The following is a 22727-nucleotide window of genomic DNA, read 5'->3' as shown; positions in this document are numbered from 1 at the left end:
CGCGAGGCCTTAAGGTTTGCCCATCATTCGCGACGCAATTTGAACCGATCAACGTCGTCTAAAAGCGACGTTCCGCACCCCGAATGTTTTCTCAGGCCGACTTGACGTGTTCCCGCGACACCTCAAACGGTCGCCCATGCGGCCCCATTGGCATGTATTGGTGATTCAATACGTCATGCGGTCACCTGCCATTTTATCGCGCTGATTCGTGAGGCATAATCCGTCCGACGGTTCGGGAAACCGACCCCCCGAAAAGATAAGAACGGAACAAGAGGGGGGGCCGTCGAGGCAGGACGGTGATTGAGCGCCGGCGGTGACCGGGGCTCTGGAACGACGCGGCGGGCGAGAACGCGGAGATCCCGCACTCAATTCAGGTGGTCGGCTTGTGCCGGCCGCTCCCGCGAGTCGATTTTCAGTGGATGAAAAGGTGTTCATATTAGGAACAATATAATGATTCGTCGTAACTGGATCAAGGCTTTGGCGTTTGGTCTCATCGCGGCCGTCTCGGGCGTCGGCGCCCAGGCCGCATCGATCACCGATCTCTACAACACGGGCGTGGACGCCAGCAAGAACATCCTTCCCGACGGTACGGCGGACTCTCACTACACCCTGACCTTCGCCCCGTCGACGTCGCTGACCGCGTACGCCACGGCTCCGTACGGCGGCGTCTGGGTTACGCCCCCCAGCGGTTCCAAGTGGATCGGCCCCCCGCCGTTCTACAACGTCGTGAACGGCGTCTACACCTATGAGACCACCTTCACGCTGACTAACGCGGTTCTGTCGACTGTCGTCATCTCGGGGCAGGCCAGCTCGGACGACAAGATCGACGACATCCTCGTCAACGGCGTCTCTGTCGGCTTCTCCACGCCGGACCAGTCCTACGGCACGCTGCACGCTTTCATGATCAGCGGCGCCGCCTTCTTCAAGGACGGCACCAACACGCTGACGTTCGTCACCGAGAACACCCACGGCGTCGTCCAGGGCTTGCTCGTCAGCATGAGCGGCACCTATACGTCCACCGTGCCCGAGCCCACCTCGATCGCCATGCTGGGCCTCGGCGTCGTCGGCCTCGCCGCCGGCCGTCGCTTCCGCACCCGCCGCGCCGGCTGACCCGGCCTCGCTGCTCCTCACCGCGACACCTCGGCCCTCTTCCTCGACGTCTTCTCGCCGCGTCCCCACCCCCCAGCCTGCCTCGGCCGGGGGGCGGGGCGTCGGCGTTTTGTTCACTGCTAGATGGCTGCATTTCTTGACAACGCTCGACGCTCTGACTCAGACTTCGGACCATCTCATGTGATCGAGGTCTTCGATGATTCCCGCCTTCTGGATGGGCCGCCATCCCAGGCGTTCTTGCGTCAGGGCGCTGGACGCCGGCATGTCCAATCCGGCGAAGAACCCCATCCAGCCGAAATGGCCGGCGGCTTCCTCGGGCGATAGGGAGACGACAGGGATTTTCAGGCCTCGCCCGATGGCCTCGGCGATCGCGCGGGCGGTCACGCCCTCCTCGGCGACCGCGTGGTATCTCGCGCGGTTCGGCCCCTTCTCCAGGGCCAGTCGGTAGACGGGGGCGGCGTCGAGCACATGCACTGAGGGCCAGCGGTTGAGCCCGTCGCCGATGTAAGCCGCGACTCCCTTCTCGCGGGCGATGGCGATCATCGGCGTGACGAGACCCTGCTTCTCCGTGTTGTGAACCTGCGGGAGCCTCACCGTCGTCACGCGCACGCCTCGCGTTGCGACTGTATCCGCGGCCAACTCCGAGGCCGCGCGGGGGTTGGGGTGGTTGGGGTCGTAGTGGTCTTCGGTCGCGGGCTGACCGGGCGTCTTCGTTCCCATCCCGGTGCCGGAGGTGACGACCAGGGGACGGTCGGTCCCGGCGAGGGCGTCGCCCATCGCTTCGATCGCTCGCCTGTCCGCCTCGCAGACTTCCTGAAACCTCGAGAAATCGTGGATGAAGCCGAGGTGGATCACCCCGTCCGAGGCCGCTGCGCCGCTCCGCAAGCTTTCGAGGTCCTCGAGATCGCCTCGAAGCGCCTCGGCTCCGGCGGCTTCCAGCGATGCCGCGCCCGTGTCCGACCGAGCGAGACCCAGCACGGAGTGCCCCGCCTTGAGGAGATCCTGAACGACGACCGAGCCGATGAATCCCGTCGCGCCGGTGACGAAAACACGCATTCGCAAACCTCCCTGAGATTGGCCTGGGCCGGACTTTCGGCCGCTCGGATTTCAGGATAGGAGCCCTGTCTGATACGATCTATGCTCTGAAATCCAAAGATTCTTCGCGATCGTCCAGGAGGCTTCATGGATCCGCTTTCGGGCGTGCTGTCGCTCCTGAAGCCGCAGAACACCATGTGCGGCGGCTTCGACGTGGGCGGGGACTGGTCGCTGCAGTTCCCCGAGCACGATGGCATCAAGTGTTATGCAATCGTCTCCGGTCGGTGCTGGCTCGCCGTGGAGGGGGTCGCCGAGGCGTTGCACCTCAGGTCGGGCGATTGCTTCCTCCTCCCTTTGGGGCGGCCGTTTCGCTTGACCAGCGACCTCTCCTTGCCGCCGGTCGATTTCAAGTCGGTCTATCAGAGGCCGTTGAATGGGAGCTTCGCCGTCTGGAATGGCGGGGGAGACGTCTCGGGAGTCGGAGGCTACTTCGATTTCGAAAAGAACTACGTGAGCATACTCCTTGGTATGTTGCCGCCGATCGTCCACATCAAGAAAGAGGCGGACAAGCTGGCTCTCCGATGGTCCATCGAGCGGATGATGGCGGAGTTGCGCGAACCGCAGCCGGGCGCCGCGCTGGTGTTGCAACACCTTGCCCATCTGATGCTGGTTCAGGCGCTTCGCGCCTTCCTGGCGGAGGGGCCGGCAGGGGGCGTGGGCTGGCTCTTCGCCCTGGCGGATGAGCACATCGGCCAGGCCATCGACGCCATGCACGGCGATCCCGCCCACCCCTGGACCCTGAGAGAATTGGCCGATCGCGTCGGGATGTCGCGGTCGGCGTTCGCGGCGAGATTCAAGGAGACCGTGGGGGCGACGCCCATCGACTACCTGACGCGCTGGCGAATGCTCCTGGCCGGCGATCGCCTGAAGCACTCCGGAGATTCAATCGCGGCCATTTCACAGGCCCTCGGTTATGAATCCGAGAGCGCCTTCAGCACCGCCTTCAAGCGGGTTATGGGCTGTTCGCCGAGGCGATACAGTCGCGGCCTGGATCTAACGTCGGCCACGCACTCGCAATAGGAACCTGAAGGTTCAGCACGACGCGATTCTTGACGTCTTAGGGATGCGGCGGGTGCTTCCCGCCCCTTTCGTCCCTACGCCGGTCGTCGACGAGCGAGCCTTCGCCGTTTCGTCGACTGATACGTCGGCTCACGTTGCAGCACCGGCGGAAGGCGATCTTGATGATGGAGGATGGGGACGTCTCGATCCGGCTGCTGCCGTGATCAGCGTCTATTCGATTGGCGCGGCCTTCCTCGGGCTGAGGCTCGTTGCTTCGATGGCGGCGGTGGGACGACTGCGCGCCCCCGGCGAGACCATCGTCGACGCTCATTGGGTTGAGGCTTTGGATCAATGGCGATCGACGTTGGACCTCCGACGGAGACGATCCCCGCGACGTTTCTCATCGGTCCCGATGGCGAGGTGAAAGCCTTGGGCCTTCGAGGCGAGCGCATCGAGGCGGCCGTCGCGAAGGCCCTCGGAGAAGGATGAGATCGGCGGCTCAAATCGCGGCGCGGCGAGACAGGCGCAGTCGCCGGATTAGCCAGTACGATCCCAGAGCGGCCAGGGACCAGCACGCCGCCGAGGCCGGCTCCGGCACAGCGGCCTCGTCGATGATCAGGCCAGAGGCGAAGGAGACGTCGTAGCCGGCGTCGGCCAGAGACGTGCCGTCGGGCAGCGTTACACCCGTCAGCGCCAGGCTCGCCCACTGGTAGGAGAAGAAGCCCAAGTTCTTGAACAATCCGGTCCTGGGAAGCGACGAGAGCGAAAGGTTGAACGGATCGCTGACGCCTGATCCGTCCAGGGCCACGTCGATGTGGAATTTGCCGAGGTAGAAGTAGGTGCCTGATTCGGGAGGAATGTCTGGCGAGATGGAGAGGCTGTCGAACTCGCCACCCACACGCAGCGTGCTATAGCCGTCAGAGCTACTATAACTGGTCACGGGCGAAATCGTGATCGTTCGACCGTTCGCGTCCACCTGCATTGATCCGAACATCCAGCGCTCCTCGCTGGAATAGCCTGGCGCCCTGAAGGTGAGAGCGAACTCGAGTCGGACGGAGTCGGGCGGGGCACCGTCGCCGGTCGGTGTCACGATCACCTGGTCACCGCTCCAACTCGCTGTAGCCGAGATGTTGCGCGCCGAATCGGCATAGGTGCCAGTGGTGCCGGGGTCTCCGGCGTAATGTTGACCGCTGACCTCAAGAAGGTTGTTGGCCTGTCCCGTTGCATTGGCCGACGCGGAACTACTCGTCGTTACTTTTGCGGCTGAATAGTAGCCTTGGAATTCGAGCAAGTGCGAGTCCGAACCGATTGCGCTGGCGGTGGCTCCGGACCGGGAGTCGGTTTGGCCGAAGACCTTCGTCGTGGCCGATGCGCCGGCCCACGGCTTTATGGCGTCAGCCTGGACGCTTACGCCGCCTATCAGCACGAACAGCGGCACAAACACTCCTGGTGCAAGTCGTGATGCGTTCATATGAGTCGATCCATCGAAACCAAGGGCCAGAGCCGTCGTGCTGTCTGGCGGGTGTGCATCCATACGAGGGCCTATGCGCGGGGACAGGCTAACAGCTTTCGAGGTTAGGTCAATCGCGGATCAGCTCCCCGGGTTCGCATGCCAAGACGCAAACGCATGGCGGGTTTGGGTCACATCTCGTTGTTGCGGGCCGCGGCGCGGTCGCTGAGGAACGTGGCCCAGGCGGGGGTGAGGCCGCGACTGTCCTTGCCCTCGCGCTTGGCCTGGCCGATGCCGCCGGGAGCGGGGAAGACGAGTTGGTTCAACACGCCCATGGCGTCGGCGAAGAGGCCCGGGAACAGACCGTTGGCCTTCGCCATCAGGTGCGCGGGGAGGGAGATGATCGCCTCGGCGTCGCCGTGGCGGGCGGCGTCGACGATGCGCCTCGCGGCGTGCTCGGCGGAGACGGAAAGGCCGGGGATCGAGTCGCCGATGGCGAACCAGGCGTACTCCTTCTCGTTCTGTCCTTTGAACGTCGCCCGGATCGGGCTCCCTGTTCGCATCAGGCCCGGCGCGACGGTCGTTACGTACACGCCGTCCTTCAACAACTCGGCGCGGAGGCCCTCGGAGAAGCCGATGAGCGCGAACTTGCTGGAACTGTAAGGCAAGAGGTGCGGCGCGGCGACCTTGCCACCGACCGAGGCGATGTTGACGATCCGACCCTCGCCCGAACGCTTCATCGCGGGGAGGACCGCCAGAGCGGTGTAGAGCGGCGCCCAGAAGTGAGTGAGCATCGCTTCCTCGAAGTCGGCCAGCGTCGTCTCCTCAAAGGGACCGACCTGGATGACGCCCGCATTGTTGACCAGGACGTCGATCCGGCCGAAACGCTCAAGGACGTCTCCCACGAGCCGTTCGACCTGCTCCTGGTCGGTCACGTCGCAGACGAACGACTCGACTTCGGCCCCGCGCGAGGCGAGGTCGGCGCGAGCGCGGCCCAACTCGTCCGCGTCGCGGGCGCAGAGGGCCACGCGAGCCCCCTGGGCGGCGAACTCGCGGCCGAGGACCAGCCCCAGTCCTCGCGATCCACCCGTGATGAGGACCGTCCGGCCGTCCAGGTGGATCATTCGTCGGTTGCGCACGAACGCTCGAGCGGCAATGGCCGCACCCGCCCCGGCCGCCGCGATCGCCAGGGCCTTGTTGACGCCGATCGCCATGTCGTCGCCTCCGTTTCGGACCACTCCCCGCCTGGGTTCCCAAGGAGATTCCATTCAAACAGGCAAACCTCGCGCCGGATCGGGCGCGGCGCGGGAGGACTGGACAGGATCAGCCGTCCCCTCTTAAATTAGTAGACAGATGCAGGGCCGTTCTGAGCCTACGCCGATCGGAGTTCGGTCGAACCCGACGCGACGAATCAATCACTTGTCACGATCGGGGCGGCGCGTGACAATGGCCCCGACCTTTCGCCGACGTCCCGGCCGACGTCGCCGGATCTCCTCGCGATTCCGTACGCCCTTCCGAGTCATGCCCATGCCGCGCACGGTTCTGATCGTCGACGATGAGCGCGACACCAACGACATCCTGGCCAGTTTCGTTCGGTCGCGCGGATTCGAACCGATCCAGCTTTTTTCCGGTGCGCAGGTCAAGGCCGCCATCGCCGAGCATCGCCCCGCGTTGATCCTGCTCGACGTCATGCTACCCGATTTCGATGGATTCGAGATTTGCGACGCCCTGAAGCGCGATCGCGAGACGAATTTGATCCCCGTCGTCATGGTTACAGCGCTGCATGAGGCCCATCACCGCGTCGCCGGGGTGCGAGTGGGGGCCAACGGGTATCTCGCCAAGCCGTTCTCGCCCGAGCAGCTCTTCAAGACGATGGACGAGGCTCTGGCCTGGAGCGACGAGCACCGCCGTCAGGGCACCTCCGGCGAGATCAACTTCGACATCCGCAGCGAGCTGACCTACCTTCAGCAGGCCAACGACATGCTGGCCGACCTCTTCGCCCACACCCCGCTGACCGATCGCCAGATCAAGGATCTGAAGCAGGCGGTGATGGAGATGGGGGGCAACGCGATCGAGTGGGGCCACCGCAAGAACGCGGACCTGGTGCTGCGGATCACCTACCGGATCGATCCCGAGGCGATCACGCTGATCATTCAGGATCAGGGGCCGGGCTTCAATCCCAAGCAAATCCCCCACGCCGCCTCCGACGAGGATCCCATCGGCCACATCGATCTTCGCAACGAGTTGGGGATTCGCGAAGGGGGCTTCGGGATCATGCTCGCCCGCGGGCTGGTCGACGACTTCCGTTACAACACCCGCGGCAATGAGGTCACCCTCATCAAGCGGTTCGACGCAGCCGAAGAGGCCGCGAAGAGCTGAGCGTCAGCCTCGGACGGAACCTGCTTTACGCCCCGACGACGTTGAGCCGGGCGCGGACGGCTCGGGCGACGTCGGTCGTCCCACGCGCGGTCAGCAGGACCTCGCGGAATGCGGGACGATCGCAGGGAGGCAGCGCGGCGAGCGCGCGGCGGATGTCCCCGACGCGGTCGACGGCCACGCTCAGCGAATCCACCCCCAGCGTCGTGAGCACGAGCGCGCCGGCGGGATCGCCGGCCATCTCGCCGCAGGCTGAGATGGGACGGCGGGCCTCTCGGGCGTCGTCGATCATCGCGGCGAGCATTCGGACCAACCCGGGGTGCATGGCGTCGTCCGGCCGGGCGCCGACGGGATCGTCACGGTTCTGCCCCAGAGCCGACGCGATCAGGTCGTTGGTCCCCAGCGAGAAGAAGTCGACCCGCTTCGACCAGTCGGTGATCAGGGGGGCCACGGCGGCGACCTCGATCATCGCGCCGATGGGAACGTCGCGACCATGGGGCAGTCCTTCGCGGGCCAGCTCGCGGTGGGCCTCTTGCACGGCCTCCAGCGCCAGGTCGAGCAGCGCCGTGCGGTTGACCAGGGGGACGAGAAGCCGGACCGAACCATAAGCCGCGGCTCGCAGGATGGCCCGGACCTGCTCGTGGAAGATCCGTTGGAGCCCGGGCGAGTCGAGCACCAGCCGCCAGTCGAGCGCCTGGGCCGTCGCCGCCGCGACGGCCGAGCCGTGGCCCAGCTTGTCGGGGCGAAGGTCGAAGGTCCTGATCGTGACCGAGCGGCCCCGGACGGCGTCGACCAGCTTGCGGTAGATCTCGACCTGCTCCTCCTCGGTGGGGAGGGTGCGGCGGGCGAGGAAGATCATCTCCGAGCGGTACAGTCCCACGCCGCCTGCGCCCGCCGCGAGCACTCGGCCAGCCTCGCCCAGCAGGTTCACGTTGACGTCGACCCTTGGCGATTCCGCCTGAGCGGGCTCGTCGGCCGCGTCGGGCGGCGGGACGATCCGGAGCGGCGGGGGGGGCGTCGGCTGGGGGCCGTGGGCGAGGCCGTCCGTCTCCAGGGGCTCTCGCGAGGGGGCTGGGTCCAGCCGGAGCGTGCCGGCGGAGCCGTCGATCGCGACCCGTCTTCCCGGCTCGACGTGTTCGAGCAGTCCCACGATCTGGCCGACCATCGGCACGCCCAGGCTGCGGGCCATGATCCCCGCGTGACTCTGCGCTCCGCCGTGCTCGACCACCACGCCCGCGAGACGGTCCGGGTCCACCGAGAAGAGATCGAGCACCGACGCCTCGCGCGCCACCAGGATCAGCCGGTCGTCGCCGACCGGGGCGGTTGATTCGTCATCACAGGGGCGCAGGTGCCAGGCGACGCGTCGAAAGACGTCCTTGATGTCGTAGATCCGCTCCTGGAAGAACGGGTTGGTCATCCGCGAGAACGTCGCGACGTACTTTTCCAGGGTTCCCGCCACGGCGGCCTCGGCGCGGTCGCCGGCCTCCAGACGCGACTCCAACTCGCGTTCCACGCTCCGATCCTGGAGGATCATCAACTGCGCCTGGAGGATCGCGCCGTGGTCCTCGCCCACCAGCGTGGAGATCCGTCGGCTGAGGCGGCCGATCTCGTCGCGGGCGGCTTCCATGGCGAGGGTCAGGCGTTGGCGCTCGACGGCTGGGTCGTCGGCGGGGCCGTCGTGCACCACGGGCGCGGGTTCGCCCACGATGTAGGCTCGCCCTGTCCCCATTCCGGGGGAAAGCCCCCGGCCCTGGAGAACCCGACCGGCCGGATCTTCGACGGCCGCAGGCCGCGCCGCGACGGAGGCGGCCGCCTGCTCAAGCAATCGCGCTCCCGTGACCAGCGGCGCGAGTTGCGAGGCCACCGTCACGAGCATCCGGACCTCGTTCGGCGAGAACGGCCGGCGATCGATCGTCTGGACGACGAGCACGCCCTCCACCGCGCCGGCCTCGACGATCGGCACGCCCAGGAATGAGCGGTAGCGGTCTTCGCCCGTCTCCTGGAAATACTTGAACCGGGGGTGCGTGGAGGCGTCCGGCTCCATGACGGCGGTCATCCGCTCCGCCACTAGGCCCGTCAGGCCCTCGTCGAACCGCATCCGGATCCGGCCCACGCTCGAGGGGTCCAGACCGATGGTCGCTGCAAGCACCAGATCCTCGGCGACCGGGTCGATCAGGTAGACCGAGCAGACGTCCGTGTGAAACCGCCCCTGGATCAGCCGGACCGTGTTCGACAGCGTTTCCTGGGGGTCGTGCGAATGCGAAACGAGCTGACTGACCTCTTCCAGGGTCAGCAGCAGCGAGCTCTCCTGAGTCGGGACGATCGCAGCTTCGCTCATTTCGCAGGGGCGTCCGAATTGCCTCGGAGTAGACGGGGGGGAAGCGACGTCTCCGTCGCATCTCGAAACTGCCAGCCGGTTAAGCAATAAGCGTGCCGTCTCTCTTTTATACGCCGAACGCCACATTGTGAAGAGGGTGGGCGAGATCTTTCGGACAGGTTCTTCGATCATCGGGGTATGCTGGAAGCCCGAATGCGAGGCACGGCCTGCGTAGCTCGACGGCATTGCGTGCAGGCGATCGTCGGAGCGGGCGAGTCAATCCGTCGGGGGCTCGTTTCCCGTTAGGCGCGAGTTATACTGGCCATTCTCGTCTCTCCGGTGGGTCGTGGCCTCGGGGAGCGCTTCCCTGTCATCCCTGGTGCTCGGGGGCTCGTCATCATGATCGCTCGTCCGTTCCGACTCCGTCGCGTCGTACTGGGAGGGGCTGCGGTCGTCGCGGCCTCGTTGGGAATGGCCGGCGATCAGCCCCGGGTGACGTCGCTGGCAACCCCCAGCGGTTGGCGTCAGCACGACGTCCACCGTCCCAAGCCGGCCGTCGTCGAACCGGCGCCATGGTCGCTCGGGACACCTGCGCCGCCCGACGCCGTGGTCCTCTTCGACGGCAAGAGCCTTGACGCCTGGAAGTCGGCCAATGGTGGGTCGGTCGAGTGGAAGGTGGCCGACGGCGCGTTCACGGTCGCCCCGGGCAAGGGGAAGATCATCACCAAGGAGACGTTCGGCGACATCCAGCTTCACCTGGAATGGGCCTCGCCCAATCCGCCGAAGGGGACGAGTCAGAACCGTGGCAACAGCGGCGTCTTCCTGATGGGGGCGTTTGAACTCCAGGTGCTGGACACGTACAAGGCCGACACCTACTCCGACGGCATGGCCGGCGCCATCTACGGCCAGTATCCGCCGCTCTTCAACGCGACCCGCCCCCCCGGCGAGTGGCAGGCTTACGACATCGCCTTCCGCGCCCCTCGCTACAGCCCTTCCGGAGCGCTCCGCGAACCGGCCCGGATCACGGCTTTCCTCAACGGCGTCCTCGTCCAGAACGGCGAGACGCCCGTCGGAGGAACCTCGTGGCTGGAGGCGGTCCCGTACGCTCCGGGCGTCTCGACGGGCCCGCTTGAGCTGCAGGATCACAGCCATCCGGTGAAGTTCCGGAACATCTGGCTCCGCAAGCTCCCCGAGCGGATCCCCGCGACGGAGGAGGAACGCCGCGAGCCGAAGATCGTGGCCGTATCCACCCCTGAGCTCGACGCACTGGCCGGCACGTACGGCGGCGGCAGCGGCTCGAACGCGCTTCAGATCGTCGTGACTCGTCAGGAGGACTATCTCCTGATGAAGCTCCCCTTCCGGGCCACGCCGCTGCGGATCGTCCCCGTCAGCCCGCTCCACTTCGTCCTGCCCTACACCGACGGCGGCCTCCTCTTCGAGAAGGACGCCGAGGGCAAGCCCACGGCCGTCCAGTTCACCATCGGCGACGGCTCGCCGAGGACGCTGAAGCGCACCGAGAAGTAACCAGGGCTTCGCCAGGGTAAGACTGGAGCGCAAGCGAAAGGCCCGACGTGGAGAGGTCGTCTCTCGCGTCGGGCCCCATTCGTTCACGCGGGTCTTACGAACCGATCAGAGCCCGGCCTTGGGGCCGGGGCCGTAGACGGCGTCCTTGCCCAGCTCTTCCTCGATGCGGAGGAGTTGGTTGTACTTGGCGATGCGGTCGGAGCGGCTGGCGGAGCCGGTCTTGATCTGGCCGGCGTTGGTGGCGACAGCGATGTCGGCGATCGTCGAGTCCTCGGTCTCGCCGGAGCGGTGGCTGATGACCGACGTGTAGCCGGCGCGGTGGGCCATGTCGATCGCGGCCAGCGTCTCGCTCAGGGTGCCGATCTGGTTCACCTTGATGAGGATGCTGTTGGTCGCCTTTTCCTTGATGCCGCGGGCCAGACGCTCGGTGTTGGTGACGAAGAAGTCGTCGCCGACGATCTGCACCTTGCTCCCCAGCTCCTTGGTGAACTCGGTGTAGCCGGCCCAGTCGTCCTGGTCGAGCGGGTCCTCGATCGAGATGATCGGGTACTTGGCGACCCACTCGGAGAACAGCTCGATCATCTGGGCGCTGGTGAAGAGCTTGTCCGGGGCGGACTTCCAGAACTTGTAGCCCTTCTTGCCCCCTTCGTCGAACAGCTCGGAGCTGGCGCAGTCCAGGGCGATGGCGACGTCCTTGTCGCGGCCGGGCTCGTAGCCGGCCTTGGTCGTGGCGTCGAGGATGTACTTGATGGCTTCTTCGTTGTCGAGGTTGGGGGCGAAGCCGCCCTCGTCACCGACGTTGGTGTTGTGGCCGGCCTTCTTCAGCACCGACTTCAACTGGTGGAAGATCTCGGCGACGACGCGAATGCCTTCCTTGAAGGACTTCGCGCCGACGGGCATGATCATGAATTCCTGGAAGTCGATCTTGTTGTCGGCGTGCTTTCCGCCGTTGATGATGTTGGCCATCGGCACGGGCAGGACGTGGGCGTTGGCGCCGCCGATGTAGCGGTAGAGCGGGAGGCCGTGGGCGGCGGCGGCGGCCTTGGCGGCGGCCATGCTGACGCCCAGGATCGCGTTGGCGCCGAGCTTGCCCTTGTTGGGCGTGCCGTCCGCCTCGAGCATCGAGCGGTCGAGGCCGATCTGGTCGGCCGGGTCGCGGCCGACGACGACCTTGGCCAGGGCGCCGTTGACGTTGTCGACGGCCTTGGAGACGCCCTTGCCGCCGTACCGCTTCTTGTCGCCGTCGCGGAGTTCAACAGCCTCGTAGGCCCCGGTGCTCGCGCCGGAGGGGACCGCGGCGCGGCCGAGGGTGCCGTCGGCCAGGACGACGTCCACCTCGACGGTCGGGTTGCCTCGGCTGTCCAGGATCTCGCGGCCTTTGACCTGCGCGATCGCGGCGATCGACTTACTCATATTGATCCTCTAATTGTTGAATGGGTGTCGCCGTCTGGGGCCGCCGTGGGCGGGGCCGAGGCCGGGACCGATCCAATTCCCGACGAGACGGCATTCGGATCGCGACGGGACAAGCTCCGGTCGGCGATCACGGCGCGCGGAAGGCGCCGTTTGTTCCCTTTCTTATCCGACAACGGCGGCGGACGGTCAAGACGCCTGCCCGGCCGGCGACCTTCCTGAAAGCGGAAAAGCTGTTTGCAGCTTTCAGGTTGCGTCGACTTCGAGGGAGCAGGTGCGGGCGGCCCCCGCCTCCGCGTGTTGAGGAGTCTGGGCGAGTTCGTCTTGGGAGGAGGCGGGGGCCGCCGCGCGGTGCGGGTTCACGGCGCACGTTCTCGCGGACGAGGCGCGTGCGGCGGGGCGGGTCGTTGGACCGGCCGGGGCGCCGCGACGGCGCGAGCGTCCGGAGCGGGGCCTTCGGCTGGCGCCGGAGGGCCGCGTTCCCGACGCTCGCAAGCTCGACCGCGAGGAGGGAGGCCGCCTGGTGAAGGTTCACCGCGACGGCCCTACTCCTATCGGCCCGGCCTGAGCGACGGCTTGACCCTCGGCGGCGATTCACGCCTCGGCCGCCCTCTCGACCCGCAGCAAGGGCACGATGTACTTAGCCAGAAAGCGCGGCGAATCCGGACCGAGGTGACCGCCGAAGTAGCCGGTCAGGCTCATGGACGGAGTCCACCTCACCTGGCGGAGCTTCCGATAGGCCTCTTGTCGCGACGGATCGTCGCCCGCGCTTGGCGTGCGAAAGCTGACGAGGCCGGCCCCTCGGCCTCGGACTCGGTCGGACGTGCCGAAGACGCCCGTCCCCAACCCCAGGAAGAAGAGGTCGTACGGCGACCAGTGGACGACGACGTCGCTGTTGACGTTCTGAAGAGCCGGGGCGAGGTCGTAGCCCGGCGACAGCGCCGGGGCCAGCAGCACGGCCCGCTCGACCAGTGGGGCCCCAATCCGTTCAAGAGCCTTGACCATCACCGCGCAGCCGCCGGACTTGCCGACGAGGAAGATGGGGACGTCCGGGCGACGATCCCGGAACAGGCGGATCGTCTCGGCGACGTCGGCGGCGCGGGCCTCGCAGTCGGCGTATCGGGTGAGGTCGGCATACCATCGGCCGAAGCCGTGGCACCAGTGGACGACCCAGGTCGTGTAAGGCAACGCCGCCGCCTTGACGACTCGAGCCAGGGCCCGGCCGCAAAGATCCATTCCGCCGATGCCGTCGGCCACCAGGACCAGGCCTGCGGAGGGCGATCCGGGGTCCGTGATCGCCTCAACGGCGGGACCGGCCGCGGTAGGGGATGTGGACGATCCGTGGAACCAACCCATCGACGGGCCTCTCTCAGGTTGAGGTCGGCGTGCGCGGCGGCGTACTCGGGGGCGACTTCTCCCGGTCTCGCTCTCGGTCCCGCTCGCGCTCTCGACTACGCGGGGGCGGGTCGGCGGGCTCGCTCTCAGCGTCTTGCCACTTCATGGCGCGGGCGTGGCGCATCGGAGCGATGCGGAGGATGACGTCGCCGTCCTGGAAGATCCGGACGGAGCCGGTGGACTGGCTGACGACCACGGCGACGGCCCGGGTGACGCTGGTGATGGCCGCCGCGGCCCAGTGGCGGGTGCCCAGTCCCTTGGGAAGGGTAAGCCCGGCGACGGGGGCGTCGATTAGCCGGCAGGCGGCCTCGACGGTCCCGTCGCGGCCGACGACGAAAGCCCCATCCAACTGGGCGATCTCCTTGATCGCCTCGCGGACGCGGGTGTCGCGAACGTTCCGCTCTTTCCGCCGGTAGCCCTTGAACGGGTCGAAACCAAGGGGGCGCGTGCGGTTTAGGACGTTCCGGACGTCGCCGACGACGATCAACGAGCCGACCGCCTTGCCCTCGCGGCCCTCGCGGCCGATCTCGACGGCCGTGTCGACGACCGCCTTGAGCGTGTCGAACGGGACGGAGGTCTCCAGAGCGCGGAGGTCGCGGGCGGTGAGGCGCTCCAGGTGTTCGCCGAGGCGGATGACACTGATCGAGTCCAGCGCCTCGGCCTCGAAGCCGGAATAGACGACGACCACCCGCGCTCCAGCTTTGACGTGATCGTTGGCGACGGCCTCGATCAGGGCCAGGGTGATTCGTTCAGCGATGGCCGCCTCGATCGGCTCCACCTCGATCGCCGTCAGTCCGGCCTTGCGGATCGCCTCAAGCTGGCGTTCCGAAGCGCTGGCGACCATGAAGTCGACCCCGCCGTCCGCGACCGGACGGACGAGGTCCCATTCCATGGGGCCCTCAGCCATGACCAGCACCGCCGACGCCCCCAACCGCTGGGCGCTTCCCGAGGCGATCGAGAGGATCGGCAGCGGGGCGGTCCCCCTGGACGTGTTGAGCGGCGTCACTGATTCCAGCCTCGGGGCGATCGAAATGAAATGCGCCCGGAAAGGCTTCCGGGCGCACAGGGCCTCAGCAGGGGATTGGAAGCAGCCGAAGCGAGCAGGGGGGCCGCTCCGCCCTCCGGGTCAATCCTTCTTGGGTTCGGCCTTGGGGGCCTCTTCCTTCTTGGGCTCCTCAGCCTTGGGAGCCTCTTCCTTCTTGGGCTCCTCAGCCTTGGGGGCTTCGGTCTTGGGGGCTTCTTCCTTCTTGGGCTCCGCGGCGGGAGCGGCGGCCGGGGCCGGCTTCGCCTTGCGGACGGCCTCGATGTGACGGTTCAGGATGCCGGCGCGCTGGTCGTACCAGGCCTTGAGGCCGGCGTTGGGGTTCAGGATGCGGACGTCGTTGACGTAGTTCACGCCGTCGACCTTGCCGTATCCGGTGTACCACGCGCCGAAGACTTCGGGGCTGACGGCGTAGGGCTTCTTGCCGTCCTTGTTCTTGAGGGTCTTGCCGTCGTCGGCATAGCCCTTGATGAGGATGTCGAGGATCGGCGGCGGGTCGATGGAGCTGTCGACGAGCCCGGCGTCCTGGGCGGCGACGATCGCCTCGGCGACGGCCTTCCGGGCGGCTTCCAGCTTGGCCTCGACTTCCGGCGGAATCGTCGGAGGCGCGGTCTCGGCGGAGGCCTCGGCCTTCTTCGGCTCTTCAGCCTTGGGAGCCTCGGCCTTGGGCTCTTCCTTCTTGGGCTCTTCCTTCTTGGGCTCCTCAGCCTTGACCTCGACCTTGGCGGCCTCCTGAGCGGACGCACGGCCCGTGCCCAGGACGGTCAACGACACCACGAGGCCCCAGGACAAGGACTGCCAAACGTTGCGGCGCAGCACCATCGTTCTCCTTTGCTTCGACTCCTCGCCGGGCGTCGCGCGGCGGTGGGGGCTCTCGTCGTTCCCGAGGTCGACTTTCGGTTCCTTCCCCCTCCCTGGACGTCCCGGCGCAAACATCCAGCCAATGTAACGGGCCGGCCTCGTGATCGCTAGGGGAGGGCGGCGGCGTCGGACTCATCGAGTTCCAAGGTTCCGGGAAGCGGCGACGGCTGTGAAAAGCCCCCTGGATGCGCCGGTTGCCTGTTTTGCGCATTTTCTGGGTCTTCTGGATTTGCCCGGCGGGGCGATGGATAGGGCAAGTCGAGTTATGCGGAAGGCTCGGATTGCCGAAACCATAGTGTGGAAAGTCGCCATGGGCCGGGCGGTTCGGACGTCGCTCGGAGGGGCTCAGGGAGGAGATGCGATGGGACGCTCGCCGTCGAACACCAGGAGGAGCCTGATGCGTCGGGTTCGGCCCATCATGGAAGGCCTGGAAGGCCGCCAGTTGATGAGCGCCGACTCGATGGGCTCGATGTCGGGCGGAACGAACGTCGACCCGATGACGACGGGGCAGGTCGATCTGGCCTCCGCCGCAGCCGCCGAGGCCTACCAGACCGCTCAAGAACAGGCGGCGCAGGCTCTCAAGGACGCCCAGGCGGCGGCCGCTGCGGCTGCCGCGGCAGCTCAACCGACCGCGACGCCGGCGGCCGTGCAACCGAGCAACGGTACGTTCCTGAAGAACAACCAGCAGTTCGCGTACACGACGCCTCACGGGACGCATGTCGTCCTCTCGGTCCAGGGGCGAGGCAGCCTGGAAGGGACTTACGTCGACGACGCCGGGGCGCTCAACCTTCGGTACAGCAAGACGAATCTGTACTCCAAGATCGTCGGCAACGTGCAGGGAGGGAGCGGCCGGGCGGCTCTCGCATCGGTTTACAGTCTCACGCAGGCGCAGAGCGGGACGCAGAACAGCACCAGCGGCATCGGCTCGCCGGTGATCGGCATGATCAACTTGCCGAAGTTCGACCTGATCGCTGGCGGCACCTTCAACGCGGAGGCCGGCATCGGCGTCGTCGCCCTGCGGTCGGCCGCTCCGGGCTCGCAGCTCCAGCTTCGCGAGCTGACCGGAATGGAGACCGCCTCCAATCGCTATGACGCCCGCGGCAACTCGGCCACCTACAACGCGAGCCTGGCGAACATCATCGCCACCTCGTCGAGCAGTAGTTCGACCTCGTCGAGCAGCAGCTCGAGTTCGTCGAGCAGTAGTTCGAGTTCATCGAGCAGCAGTTCGAGTTCGTCGAGCAGCAGCACCAGTTCGACAAGCACGACGACGTCCAGTACGGCCAACCCGATCATCAGCGACGTCTTCCTCGTGCAGACGCTGGCGGGCGGCGACGGTGAGTTCGTCTCGGCGGGCAATCTGCTGCTGACGACGACGAGTCATGGCGATCCCGGCCTCCCCAAGCCGCCGCCGGGGGTCGTCATCGCCATCGACAAGATTCAGGGAGATCTGTCGACTGTCCCGGATCTCCAGACCGACTCGCGGATTTTCGGGTACGACCCGACCACGGGCCAGGTGCTCCGGTTCCAGCTCGACCTGAACACCAACAAGGGCGTGGTGGACTCGACCTGGACGCCGATCTCGGTAGCCGGCTCGCCTCAGGACGTGGGCCTGGCGCTCGGCCGCGACGGCCAGCGGTTGGTCCTCCTGGTGAACGACGGGTCGTCGATCTCGGTCTATGACGCGACCTACGGTACGTCGTTGGGGTCGTTCTCAGTCCCCGCGGGCTACTTCGCCACCGGCTCGACCGACTCATTCACGGTCATCGGGAACGTCGACACCAACCAGCTCGAACAGATCGACGTGACCAAGAGCCTTGCCGCCGGGGCCGCCGTCAAGACGGCCTCGAACTACACGCCGCCGGCTGGAATCTCGCTGCTGGGCGGCATCACCGGCATCCCGGGGTCGAACAACGTCTACACCTCGGTGGCGGCCCCGTTCAACACGCTTCAGCCGCTGGACGACCAACTCGGCTACCTGAACGTCTCCGTCACCACGACGAAGTCGAATTCTTCCGGCGGTCAGAACATCGTCAACCAGTTCGGCACGGTCCAGCAGAAGGCGTACACGTCGGGCGGAGCCTACGTGACGATCCCGTCGGGGAACCCGAACGACACGGCGACCGCCGTCGGCAGCGTCGACCGCAATCTGGCGGTCAACACCAGCGTCGCCAACGGCGCCTCGGCTCCGAACACCATCCGTTTGTTCAGCCAGGTGACGCAGACGGCCCACGGCTCGCTCGTGCTGGATTATCCCAACCAGCTCTCGGACCTGAGCGAGAGCTTCCGGCCCGACCTCGCGGGCTCGGTGATCATCGACGTTCAGGGGACGATCCAGTCGATTCGTGGAACGACCGCGGACGGCATGGTGCTCAACGACTCCGGGTTGCTGAACCTCATTTCCTTCCAGAAGGTGACGAACTCGACGATCATCGGCCAGCCGGTCGGCCACGTCCGCATCAATCAGCGCGACGCTGCCACGACTATCTCGTCGACGCAACGGACTTACGCCGGCCGGGGCGGCGTGACGTACGTCCCCGACCTGGAGCAGATCGGGCCGCTCGCGCAGACGCGAAACCGCCCGCAGGCGTGAGCCGGCGAGTCAGGCACTCGCCCCGGGGGCGGAACCGGGCTATCATGACGACGTCGCCACCCATGCAGGGACACCACCCTCGGGGACGTTCGTCATGGCCCGTTTCTCGCTCGCCCTGGTTTTGGGTCTGTTCGCACTCGCGCCTGCCTTTGGCGACGACGCCCCAGCGCGTCGGGTCGACTTCGAATCCGAGGTCCGGCCCATCTTCACGGCGCGTTGCGTCGTCTGCCACGGCTCCCAGGCGCGCAAGGGGGGCCTCAGGCTCGACCGCAAGGCCGACGCCCTTCGCGGCGGCGACGAGGGGCCGGCGATCAACCCCGGCGACGGCGCCGGGAGCCTGATCGTCCAGCTCGTTTCGGGGATGGAAGAAGACCGCGTCATGCCCCCGAAGGGCGAGCGATTAACCGCCGCCCAGGCGGCGACGCTCCGCGCCTGGATCGACCAGGGGGCGGAATGGCCCGAGGCGGGGGACGACCCACGCTCGTGGTGGTCGCTTCGTCCCTTGTCGCGACCACCCGTACCGTCGCCGACGGACGTCGCCGACGCCCCTGCGGTGCGAAACCCGATCGATGCCTTCCTTCGCGTGAAGCTCCGCGAGAAAGGCTTGCGGCCTTCTCCTGAGGCCGACCGCCGCACACTCGCTCGTCGGCTCTGGTTCGACCTGACCGGACTCCCTCCCTCGTCGGAAGACGTGGCCGAGTTCGTCGCCGATCCGGACCCGCTGGCCTATGAGAGGCTCGTCGACCGGCTCCTTGCCAGCCCGCGATACGGCGAGCGCTGGGCGCGGCACTGGCTGGACGTCGTTCACTACGGCGATTCGCACGGGTACGACAAGGACAAGCCTCGGCCCAACGCCTGGCCGTATCGCGATTACGTGATACGGGCGTTCAACGCCGACAAGCCGTACGACCGGTTCGTCGCCGAGCAGGTCGCCGGCGATGTCCTTTTCCCCGACGATCCGAACGCCATTGCGGCATTGGGCTTTCTCGCCGCCGGCCCGTGGGACTTCGTCGGCCATGCCGAGGTGCCCGAGACCAAGTCCGACGGCAAGGTCGCCCGTCATCTCGACCGCGACGACATGGTCCGGACGACGGTCGACACGTTCCTCGGGCTGACTGTCGGCTGCGCCCAGTGCCACGACCACAAGTTCGACCCGATCGCCCAGGAGGACTATTACCGCCTTCACGCTGTCTTCGCCGCCGTCGACCGCGCCGACCGACCCGTTTACGACGACCCGGCTGTGGGACGCAGGGCGGTCGAGTTGCTCGCGGCGAAGAAGCGGGCGGAAGAGGAACGCAGCCGTTTGCGCGAGCTGATCGCCGGCCAGGCAGGACCGGCACTGACAGAGCTGGACCGTCGCATCGCCGAGACCGCCGCATCGACCGGCGACCGTCCCGAGTACGGCTACCACAGCGCCCTCGCCGCCCGCGACGACGTCGCGAAGTGGGTGCAGGTCGATCTGGGGCGCTCGGTCGACATCGTTCGCGTCCTGGTTCGTCCCTGTCGCGATGCCTTCAACGGGATCGGCGACGGCTTTGGCTTTCCCGTCCGCTTCAAGCTGGAGACTTCCGACGACCCGAACTTCCGCAAGGGCGTCGCGATGCTCGCCGACAGAACCGCGGCCGATGAATCCAACCCGGGCGTCTCTCCTCGCAGCTTTGCCGCATCGGCGCGCGGCCGTTTCGTCCGCGTCACGGCCACGCGATTGGCCGAACGGCTGAACGACTACAACTTCGCCCTTGCCGAGTTGGAGGTGTACGACCCCTCCGGCGCGAACGTCGCCCGCGACGCGAAGGTCTCGGCCCTTGACTCGATCGAAGCCCCGCCCCGGTGGCGGGCGGCGAACCTCGTCGACGGGATTGCCCCCGGCCGTGGCGGCGACGTTGAAAGGCTGAAGACCGAGCGTACAGCGTTGCTGGCGAAAGCCGTTGATGCCAAGGTTCAGGCCGACTTGCAGCGGATTGAGGACACGCTTCGACGGATCGACGCCGAACGCGCGGCGTTGCCGAAACCCCGGATGGTCTACGCGGCGACGATCCACGACGGAGGCTCGTCCCCCTTTCGCGGAACGGGGCCGGACGGCGGCCGGCCCAGGCCGATCTACATGCTCGATCGCGGCAGCGTCGACCGGCCGGGGAAGGAAGTCGGCCCGGGGGCGTTGAACGTCTTTCGCGAGTGGCCCGGCGACCTGCACGTCTCGCCCGATCGCCCCGAAGGCGAACGACGAGCTGCGCTGGCGCGATGGCTGACCGACGATCGCAATCCGCTCACCTGGCGGGTGATCGTCAACCGCGTCTGGCAGTATCATTTCGGCCGAGGGCTCGTCGCCTCGCCCAGCGACTTTGGCAAGATGGGCCAGCCGCCGACTCATCCCGAGTTGCTCGACTGGCTGGCCGTCGAGTTTCGCGACGGCGGGCGCTCGCTCAAGACGCTGCACCGCTTGATCGTCACGAGCGCGGCCTATCGGCAAACCTCGGCCGACGAGCCGACTTCGTCCACGATCGACGCCGACGACGCTTACCTGTGGCGGTCGCCCCGCCGCAAGCTTGAGGCCGAGGCCGTTCGCGATGCGGCCCTGTCGGTCTCGGGCATGCTCGACCCGTCGATGTACGGCCCGCCCTTCCGCGACTTCGTGCTGGAGCGTCCCGAACACTCGCCGCATTATGAATATGAGCTGATGCGTCCCGACGATCCGACGATCCGCCGTCGAGCCGTCTATCGGTTCCTGGCGCGGTCGCGGCCCGAGCCGTTCATGACGGTCCTCGATTGCGCCGATCCGTCGATGCAGGTCGACCGACGGGGGGAATCGGTCTCGCCGCTCCAGGCGCTGGCCCTGTACAACAACGGCCTGATGTTGACCGCCGCGAAGGCTCTCGCCGATCGGGCCGCGTCGGCCGGTGAACGCCGGGCGCAGGTGACGCGGGCGTTCGTGCTGGCGCTGGCCCGCCAACCGTCGGCCGAGGAGTTGGACGCGCTCGATGAACTGGCGGCCGAACACGGCGTCGCGAGCGCGTGTCGCGTGATTCTCAATATGAACGAGTTTATCTTCGTGGATTGACAATCATGGACCGTCGAGATTTCTTGTGGAGGAGCGGGGGAGGGCTTGGCGGGATCGCGCTGGCGAGCCTGCTGGGGGGCGACGGCCTGCTCGCGGCCGACGCGACGGGCGGGCTGAAGATCCGGCCCGACGGTGGCCTGCACCACGCGCCGAGGGCGAAGCGGGTCGTGCAGTTGTTCATGGCCGGCGGGGCCAGCCACGTCGACCTGTTCGACTACAAGCCGGAGTTGGTCAAGCGGCACGGCCAGCCGTCGAGCTTCGGTGAGAAGGTGGAGACCTTCCAGGACGGCCTCGGACCCTGGCTGCGGCCGATCTGGGACTTTAAGCCTTACGGGGCGACGGGCAAGATGCTCTCGGACGTCGTCGCTCCGCTGGGTTCCGTGGTCGATGACATCGCCTTCATCCACAACATGGTCGGCAAGACGGGCGTGCACAGCCAGGGTACGCTCCTGCAAACGACGGGGTTCAACCGCCCAGGCTTCCCCTCGATGGGGAGCTGGGTTTCGTACGGCCTGGGACGGATGAGCGACGACCTGCCGGCGTTCGTCGTCCTCCCCGACCCTCGCGGGCTGGCGTCGAACGGGTCGAAGAACTGGGACGCCGCGTTCCTCCCCTCGCAATGCCAGGGGACAGTCGTCAACCCCTCGGCGAAACGGCCCATCGCCGACCTCTTCCCCGACGAGCGCGTCGCCTTCGCCGGCCGCGCGGCCGATGCGGCGGGCGTCGCGGCGTTGAACCGGCTCAATCGAGCCCATGTGGCCGCTCATCCCGGCGACGGCCGGCTTGAAGGCCGGATCCAGTCGTATGAGCTGGCCGCGAGGATGCAGCTTGCCGCTCCCGAGGCGCTCGACCTCTCGAAGGAGCCGGCCGAGGTTTTGAAGCTCTACGGCCTGGACCACGTCCCCTCGTCGTTCCCGAAGGAGATCAACGCCGAGGAGGAGACGATCGTCTTCTCACGCCGCTGCCTGGTTGCGCGACGTTTGCTGGAACGGGGAGTGCGGTTCGTGCAGATCTGGAGCGGCAACGACAACGGCTTCCCCCGCCGCAACTGGGATTCGCACGAGGACGTCGGCCGCGACCACGGCCCGCTGGCTCTGGGAATGGCTCGGGGGGCTTCGGCTCTGATCCAGGACCTGAAACGAACGGGATTGCTCGACGACACGATCGTTCTCTGGACGACCGAGTTCGGCCGGATGCCCTCAAGCCAGGGCGGTAAAGGACGCGATCACAACCCACACTGTTTCACGAGCTGGCTGGTCGGCGGTGGCGTGAAGCCGGGCGTCTCGTACGGGCCGAGCGACGAGACGGGTTTCAAGCCGGCTGACCGCGACCATCCGACCGAGGTCTACGACTTGCACGCCACGATTCTCCACCTGTTGGGGATCGACCACACGCGGTTGACGGTCCGCCACGACGGCGTCGACCGTCGCCTGACCGACGTGCACGGCCACGTCATCCCCGATATCATGGCCTGACGAACCAACGCGAAGGGGGGCTCGA

General features: G+C 66.9%; 15 protein-coding genes. 7 read left to right on the top strand and 8 right to left on the bottom strand.

The genetic code is table 11. The annotated features are described in order from the left end of the window. Nucleotides 1–450 precede the first annotated feature (450 nt). Nucleotides 451–1110 (top strand): PEP-CTERM sorting domain-containing protein, encoded by a 660-nt coding sequence (locus G5C50_RS05860; protein ID WP_165066366.1) that lies wholly within the window; start codon nt 451–453, stop codon nt 1108–1110. Nucleotides 1111–1269: 159 nt separating this feature from the next. Here the strand turns inward: G5C50_RS05860 and G5C50_RS05855 are convergent, their stop codons facing one another. Beyond that, the gene (locus G5C50_RS05855; RefSeq protein ID WP_165066364.1) at nt 1270–2166 is read right to left on the bottom strand and encodes an SDR family oxidoreductase; all 897 of its coding nucleotides are present in this window, start codon (nt 2164–2166) and stop codon (nt 1270–1272) included. A 126-nt stretch (nt 2167–2292) separates the two neighbouring features. Between G5C50_RS05855 and G5C50_RS05850 the strand changes: the two genes are divergently transcribed. After that, nucleotides 2293–3225 (top strand): AraC family transcriptional regulator, encoded by a 933-nt coding sequence (locus tag G5C50_RS05850; RefSeq protein ID WP_165066361.1) that lies wholly within the window; start codon nt 2293–2295, stop codon nt 3223–3225. Nucleotides 3226–3703: 478 nt separating this feature from the next. On the opposite strand, the gene G5C50_RS05845 is transcribed toward G5C50_RS05850, so the two are convergent. Together G5C50_RS05845 and G5C50_RS05840 are read right to left on the bottom strand one after the other, a co-directional pair. Continuing rightward, nucleotides 3704–4642, bottom strand: a complete 939-nt coding sequence (locus G5C50_RS05845) for a hypothetical protein (protein ID WP_206107592.1) — start codon at nt 4640–4642, stop codon at nt 3704–3706. A gap of 203 nt (nt 4643–4845) precedes the next feature. After that, on the bottom strand, nt 4846–5868 hold the full coding sequence (locus G5C50_RS05840; RefSeq protein WP_165066355.1) for an SDR family NAD(P)-dependent oxidoreductase: 1023 nt from the start codon (nt 5866–5868) through the stop codon (nt 4846–4848). A gap of 313 nt (nt 5869–6181) precedes the next feature. On the opposite strand from G5C50_RS05840, the gene G5C50_RS05835 reads away from it, so the two are divergent. Then, on the top strand, nt 6182–7033 hold the full coding sequence (locus tag G5C50_RS05835) for an ATP-binding protein (protein WP_165066352.1): 852 nt from the start codon (nt 6182–6184) through the stop codon (nt 7031–7033). A 25-nt stretch (nt 7034–7058) separates the two neighbouring features. Here G5C50_RS05835 and G5C50_RS05830 read toward each other — a convergent pair whose 3' ends face one another. Next, on the bottom strand, nt 7059–9368 hold the full coding sequence (locus G5C50_RS05830; RefSeq protein ID WP_165066349.1) for a putative PEP-binding protein: 2310 nt from the start codon (nt 9366–9368) through the stop codon (nt 7059–7061). 378 nt (nt 9369–9746) lie between these two features. Here G5C50_RS05830 and G5C50_RS05825 point away from each other — a divergent pair, with 378 nt between their 5' ends. Beyond that, nucleotides 9747–10871, top strand: a complete 1125-nt coding sequence (locus tag G5C50_RS05825) for a 3-keto-disaccharide hydrolase (RefSeq protein WP_240906981.1) — start codon at nt 9747–9749, stop codon at nt 10869–10871. A gap of 105 nt (nt 10872–10976) precedes the next feature. Here the strand turns inward: G5C50_RS05825 and eno are convergent, their stop codons facing one another. From eno to G5C50_RS32220, 4 genes are all read right to left on the bottom strand, one after another. Further along, nucleotides 10977–12284: a phosphopyruvate hydratase gene (gene eno, locus G5C50_RS05820; protein ID WP_206107591.1), complete on the bottom strand. Its 1308-nt coding sequence runs from the start codon at nt 12282–12284 to the stop codon at nt 10977–10979. Between the two features lie 591 nt (nt 12285–12875). Then, nucleotides 12876–13637: a serine aminopeptidase domain-containing protein gene (locus G5C50_RS05815; RefSeq protein WP_165066346.1), complete on the bottom strand. Its 762-nt coding sequence runs from the start codon at nt 13635–13637 to the stop codon at nt 12876–12878. Nucleotides 13638–13650: 13 nt separating this feature from the next. Further along, nucleotides 13651–14682, bottom strand: coding sequence for a diadenylate cyclase (locus tag G5C50_RS05810; RefSeq protein ID WP_240906980.1), 1032 nt, complete (start codon nt 14680–14682; stop codon nt 13651–13653). Between the two features lie 120 nt (nt 14683–14802). Further along, entirely contained in the window at nt 14803–15537 is a 735-nt protein-coding gene (locus tag G5C50_RS32220) for a hypothetical protein (RefSeq protein ID WP_206107590.1), read from the bottom strand. A 439-nt stretch (nt 15538–15976) separates the two neighbouring features. Between G5C50_RS32220 and G5C50_RS05800 the strand changes: the two genes are divergently transcribed. The 3 genes from G5C50_RS05800 (at nt 15977) to G5C50_RS05790 (ending at nt 22702) form a co-directional block, all read left to right on the top strand. Continuing rightward, nucleotides 15977–18169: a hypothetical protein gene (locus G5C50_RS05800; protein ID WP_165066343.1), complete on the top strand. Its 2193-nt coding sequence runs from the start codon at nt 15977–15979 to the stop codon at nt 18167–18169. Between the two features lie 94 nt (nt 18170–18263). Further along, nucleotides 18264–21227 carry a DUF1553 domain-containing protein gene (locus G5C50_RS05795; RefSeq protein ID WP_165066340.1) on the top strand — a complete coding sequence of 988 codons (2964 nt, stop codon included), beginning with the start codon at nt 18264–18266 and terminating at the stop codon, nt 21225–21227. Nucleotides 21228–21232: 5 nt separating this feature from the next. After that, a complete protein-coding gene (locus G5C50_RS05790; protein ID WP_206107589.1) occupies nt 21233–22702 on the top strand; it encodes a DUF1501 domain-containing protein in 1470 nt (489 codons plus the stop codon). Nucleotides 22703–22727: the final 25 nt, after the last annotated feature.

It is taken from the genome of Paludisphaera rhizosphaerae, from assembly GCF_011065895.1.
Lineage (GTDB): Bacteria > Planctomycetota > Planctomycetia > Isosphaerales > Isosphaeraceae > Paludisphaera > Paludisphaera rhizosphaerae.
This window is presented reverse-complemented; position numbering and strand designations above follow the sequence as displayed.